At 67.5% G+C, this 2711-nt stretch carries 4 protein-coding genes; 2 read left to right on the forward strand and 2 right to left on the reverse strand.

All coding sequences use genetic code 11. The features are described 5' to 3' along the window. Both DMX10_RS32135 and DMX10_RS32140 read right to left on the reverse strand, forming a co-directional pair. A partial coding sequence (locus tag DMX10_RS32135; RefSeq protein ID WP_146603117.1) for a serine/threonine-protein kinase occupies positions 1 to 827 on the reverse strand: 827 nt, incomplete at its 3' end. 22 nt (positions 828 to 849) lie between these two features. Continuing rightward, the gene (locus tag DMX10_RS32140) at positions 850 to 1653 is read right to left on the reverse strand and encodes a PP2C family serine/threonine-protein phosphatase (RefSeq protein ID WP_236209921.1); all 804 of its coding nucleotides are present in this window, start codon (positions 1651 to 1653) and stop codon (positions 850 to 852) included. A 284-nt stretch (positions 1654 to 1937) separates the two neighbouring features. Between DMX10_RS32140 and DMX10_RS33400 the strand changes: the two genes are divergently transcribed. Next, positions 1938 to 2069, forward strand: coding sequence for a hypothetical protein (locus tag DMX10_RS33400; protein WP_256604897.1), 132 nt, complete (start codon positions 1938 to 1940; stop codon positions 2067 to 2069). A gap of 170 nt (positions 2070 to 2239) precedes the next feature. Further along, positions 2240 to 2711 (forward strand): hypothetical protein (locus tag DMX10_RS32145; RefSeq protein WP_178083041.1); only part of this gene is annotated, 472 nt, incomplete at its 3' end.

The following is a 2711-nucleotide window of genomic DNA, read 5'->3' on the forward strand; positions in this document are numbered from 1 at the left end:
GGGGTCAGGCGGGTGTTGTCGAGCTCGCCCTCGTTGAGTTCGGCCAGGCTCGCCAGCAGCACGCGGCAATCGGCGAAGCGCTCGTCGGGGTCCTTGGCCAGCATGCGGTCGAGCAGGAACTGGTAGCGCTCCAGGGCGCCGTGCAGGCGCGGGGTCTCCTGCTGCACGTGGTTCATCACCGTCTGGGTGTAGCTGGAACCACGGAAGGGATTGGTGCCGGTAAGCATCTCCAGGAGGATGACGCCCAGGCTGTAGATGTCGCTGCGCGCGTCCAGCGGCTGGCACTGGGCCTGCTCGGGGCTGCTGTAGGCGGGGCTGCCGACGGCGACGTTGTACTGGGTCAGCTCGCTGTCGAGCTCCAGCTCCTTGGCGATGCCGAAGTCGCTGAGCACCGCGGTGCCGTCTTCGCGGAAGAGGATGTTGGCCGGCTTGATGTCGCGGTGGACCATGCCCTTGTCATGCACCACCACCAGCGCGGCGGCGATCTGCCGGACGATGTCCAGCGCCCGCTGCGGCTCGAAGCGCTCGCCCCGGTGCTGGGCCAGGTCGCCGCCGGCGACGAACTCCATGGCGATGTAGTAGCGCCCGTCGGCGAGCTGGCCGATGTCGTGGATGGTGATGATCGAGGGGTGGTGCAGGGAAGCGACCAGGTGCGCTTCCTTGACGAAGCGCTTGGCGAAGGCTTCGTCATCCAGGCGCTGCAGCACCTTGATCGCCACCTGGCGATGCAGCGACTCCTGGGTCGCGAGGTAGACCTCGGCCATGCCGCCCTTGCCCAACCGGCCGTGCACGCTGTAGCCGGGTATTTCTAGCAAGCTGTCATTCATAGGGAGTCGATGCGCGTCGGATTCATCGGGGTTTTCGGGGGTTGAACAAACGGCTGAGGAAGGAACGCGGGGGTGGGGCCTTGGCCGGTTCCTGCTCCTGCGCGGGCAGGCCCAGCACGATGCAGGAGATATTGTCCCTGCCGCCATGGCTATTGGCTAGTACGATCAGCTGATCGACCATACCGTCCAGCGTCCGGGCCTTGTTGCACTGGGCATGGATCTCCTCGTCGTCCAGCTCGCCGCTGAGGCCGTCGCTGCACAGCAGCAGCAGTTCGCCGGGGAGCAGGCTGCCACTGAGCAGGCCGACTTCCAGGGCCTGGTCGTCGCGCCCCAGGCACTGGGTGATGACATTGCGCCGCGCATCGGTGCGCGCCTGCTCGGGGGTCATCTGGCCCGCGTCCACCAGCGCCTGGACCCAGCTGTGGTCGCGGCTGATCTGGTGGATGCCGGCGGCGTCGATGCGATAGGCGCGGCTGTCGCCGACCCAGGCCAGTTCGAAATCGCTGCCCTGGAAGCGCACCGCCACCAGGGTGGTGCCCATGCCACGGCGCTCGTCGTCGAGCCCTTCGGCGGCGCCGAGTACCGCGAGGTTGGCCGCGTGCACGGCGGCTTCCAGGTCGAGGCCCCGGGTCAGCTCGCGCTCCAGGGTCTCCAGGGCGATGGCGCTGGCCACTTCGCCGCAGCTGTGCCCGCCCATGCCGTCGGCGACCGCCCAGAGGCCGAGCGCCGGCCTGCACAGCAGCGCATCCTCATTGTGATCGCGAACCCGTCCGGCGACCGATTGCGCCGCATAGCCCAGGGGTTCCTGGCCAGGCGTCATTCCCATGCTTTCCCGTCCGTACTGCCACCGCGTGAACTCATCCGGCGCCGCGCCCCGGGGCCCGTCACCGCAACCCCGCATGATGCGATCACAGGCGTGCGCTGTCGCGGTTTTCCATGCCCAAGTGTTAAGCAGTCGAGGCTTTGCGCGGGCCTGCAGCTCGCCGCTTCCCGACTATGCTTCTGGGTGTAGCAGCAAATGGCCGGCTCCGGCAGCCGAAGGAGGTGCGGGTGATCGAGAGCGTTGCATTGCAGGGATGCGCCACCCCCAACCCCTGACGGAGAAGCACCATGAGCAAAGGCATGAACGCGAAGAAGGAAAGCAAGAAGAAGCCGCTGAAGAGCGCCCACGAGAAGCGCATGGCCAAGCGCGACAAGAAGCATGGCGATGGCCTGCTGGGCAGCCACGGGGCATTGCCCTAGGGCGTAGCGGCAAGGGGGAAGGCGGGCCGGGCGAGCCCGACCGCCATCCATGGGTTCAACTCGACAGCGCTCGGTACCGGCCACCCGGTGCCGGGCGCTTTCGCATGCGGGCGAACCGCGCGCCGTGGCACGGGTCGAAGCACCTACTTTCCGGGGTCCGAGGACGATCGATGGTCTACCAACGTACCAATGCATGGATGCTCGCGCTGGGCCTGCCGCTGCTGCTGGCCGGATGCGCCTCCCACTCCTGCGACGAGCCGATGTCGGGCGAGCAATGCCGCGAGGAGCGCCTGCTGTACCAGAACGACATGCTGCAGGCGAAGATGCTGGTCGCCTCCGGTGAGCCGGACAACTTCGAGCTGGCCTCGGCCCTGCTCAGCCGTGCCGAGGCGCAAGACCAGCGCGGCGAGGTGCCCTTCTACCAGGCGGTGCTGAAGATCCACGAGGGCCCGCAGGTGGAGGAAGTGCTCAGCCTGCTGGAACGGGCCGCCGCGAAGCACCACCCCCACGCCACCGCGCTGCTCTACAAGATCTACGCCGAGCCCTTCCTGATCAGCGAGGCGGACCCGCTGAAGGCCGAGCTGTATCGCGCCGACTACGCCAACCTGGACGTGGCCAAGAGTGGCTATCCGTCGTTCGAGA

This window comes from Pseudomonas sp. 57B-090624, assembly GCF_003234055.1.
GTDB lineage: Bacteria > Pseudomonadota > Gammaproteobacteria > Pseudomonadales > Pseudomonadaceae > Metapseudomonas > Metapseudomonas tohonis.

Bases quoted from the DNA above. Each gene is read 5' to 3' on its own strand.
- DMX10_RS32140 (WP_236209921.1), bottom strand. From the start codon at position 1,653: ATGGGAATGACGCCTGGCCAGGAACCCCTGGGCTATGCGGCGCAATCG.
- DMX10_RS33400 (WP_256604897.1), top strand. From the start codon at position 1,938: ATGAGCAAAGGCATGAACGCGAAGAAGGAAAGCAAGAAGAAGCCGCTG.